General features: G+C 51.5%; 1 tRNA gene and 1 rRNA gene (1 of these 2 only partly in view). Both read left to right on the forward strand.

The features are described from left to right. Window positions 1-10: 10 nt before the first annotated feature. A tRNA-Ala gene (locus tag RRH01S_RS32925) sits at window positions 11-86 on the forward strand. A 645-nt stretch (window positions 87-731) separates the two neighbouring features. Further along, a 23S ribosomal RNA gene (locus tag RRH01S_RS32930) occupies window positions 732-2,500 on the forward strand; it runs 1,152 nt beyond the window's last position.

The raw sequence follows: 2,500 nt of genomic DNA on the forward strand, positions 1-2,500 counted from the left end.
TGGAATGGTTGGGGCTGTAGCTCAGCTGGGAGAGCACCTGCTTTGCAAGCAGGGGGTCAGCGGTTCGATCCCGCTCAGCTCCACCAATTCGCTTGGTGTTTGAGCCGAGGCGGTGATTAAGAGATATCCTTTGAAGAAATAAACGTTTTGCATCGGCTTTCGAGCTTGATGCGTGTTCTGCATACATTGTGAAGAGAAGATTGATCTGGAGGCTTCCAGGTGTTTTGAGCGACCGCAAGGTTGTTTAAAGCGTCCGAGCCCGGACCTTATGAGAACGTGGATGGCCTAGCCGGCTGGAAACGAAGGAGGGGACGGAGGTAGGAAGGAAGCTTGTCGCTCTGGGTCGCCAGCGTAAATTGCGAAAGCGGTTTGCGCGTGTTGTTTGTATTCCTGATGGAATGCATCTCGACGGCGGCCGGATTACCGTTGCCTGACCGCGCGGTATCGGATCCAATCTCGAGAAGCTGGTCTTAAGACAGACTGCAAGCGAGCTGCTCGGCGTAGCTCCAATAAAGCAGATCTGTCGAACACGTCGATGGCATTGTTAGAAAGCGTGATTGTAAAAGGTAATCACGCATTGTTGGTCTGGTAGCTGAGAGGCTTCCGGACTTTGACTGGTTCGGCATACTGAGAAGTATCCGACTGGTCAGATTTGGAACCCCTTGGAGCGCAAGCGAAAAGGATAGGAATTCCAAATCCAAGCAAAGATGATGAGCATCGGCAATGAGAACGATTAAGTGTTATAAGGGCATTTAGTGGATGCCTAGGCATGCACAGGCGATGAAGGACGTGATACGCTGCGAAAAGCCGTGGGGAGCTGCGAATAAGCTTTGATCCATGGATCTCCGAATGGGGCAACCCACCTTAAATACCTAGAAAATCTGAACTGTTGACTAGTTGAGATCTCTCTTCTTCGAAACTCTCGAGGGAAAGGGATCGAAGCCCGTTGGGCTTTGCAAGGCCAAGGGCCGTCACCGCTTATGCGGTGTAGGTTCAACGTTTTGGTGGCTGGTGAAACACTTCAGGTTTCTAGGTATTATCATAAGGTATCTACACCTGAATAAAATAGGGTGTAAGAAGCGAACGCAGGGAACTGAAACATCTAAGTACCTGCAGGAAAGGACATCAACCGAGACTCCGCAAGTAGTGGCGAGCGAACGCGGACCAGGCCAGTGGCAATGAGTGTTAAAGTGGAAGAACCTGGAAAGGTTTGCCGTAGAGGGTGATAGCCCCGTACGCGTAGATACACTTATTGTCCTAGAGTAGGGCGGGACACGTGAAATCCTGTCTGAACATGGGGCGACCACGCTCCAAGCCTAAGTACTCGTGCATGACCGATAGCGAACCAGTACCGTGAGGGAAAGGTGAAAAGCACCCCGACAAGGGGAGTGAAATAGAACCTGAAACTGGATGCCTACAAACAGTCGGAGCCCGCAAGGGTGACGGCGTACCTTTTGTATAATGGGTCAACGACTTAGTGTAACAAGCAAGCTTAAGCCGGTAGGTGTAGGCGAAGCGAAAGCGAGTCTGAATAGGGCGATTTAGTTTGTTGCATTAGACCCGAAACCGAGTGATCTAGCCATGAGCAGGTTGAAGGTTGGGTAACACCAACTGGAGGACCGAACCCGCATCTGTTGCAATAGATTGGGATGACTTGTGGCTAGGGGTGAAAGGCCAATCAAACTCGGAAATAGCTGGTTCTCCGCGAAATCTATTTAGGTAGAGCGTCGAGCGAATACTCCCGGGGGTAGAGCACTGGATGGGCTATGGGGACTCACCGTCTTACTGATCCTAACCAAACTCCGAATACCGGGAAGTACTACTCGGCAGACACACGGCGGGTGCTAACGTCCGTCGTGAAAAGGGCAACAACCCTAACCTCCAGCTAAGGTCCCCAAGTCATGGCTAAGTGGGAAAGGATGTGAGGATCCCAAAACAACCAGGATGTTGGCTTAGAAGCAGCCATCATTTAAAGAAAGCGTAACAGCTCACTGGTCTAGTCAAGGGTCTTTGCGCCGAAAATGTAACGGGGCTAAAGCCATGCACCGAAGCTGAGGATTTGCGAGCAATCGCAAGTGGTAGCGGAGCGTTCCGTAAGCCTGTGAAGGGGTACCTGTGAGGGGCCCTGGAGGTATCGGAAGTGCGAATGTTGACATGAGTAACGATAAAGAGGGTGAGAGACCCTCTCGCCGAAAGACCAAGGGTTCCTGCTTAAAGTTAATCTGAGCAGGGTTAGCCGGCCCCTAAGACGAGGCGGACACGCGTAGTCGATGGGAACCACGTTAATATTCGTGGGCCTGGTGGTAGTGACGGATTGCTTAACTTGTTCACACTTATTGGATTGTGTGGGCGGGGACGCGGTTCCAGGAAATAGCTCCACCGTATAGACCGTACCCGAAACCGACACAGGTGGTCAGGTAGAGTATACCAAGGCGCTTGAGAGAACTATGTTGAAGGAACTCGGCAAATTGCACGCGTAACTTCGGAAGAAGCGTGACCC

The sequence above is a fragment of the Rhizobium rhizogenes NBRC 13257 genome (assembly GCF_000696095.1).
GTDB classification, from domain to species: domain Bacteria; phylum Pseudomonadota; class Alphaproteobacteria; order Rhizobiales; family Rhizobiaceae; genus Rhizobium; species Rhizobium rhizogenes.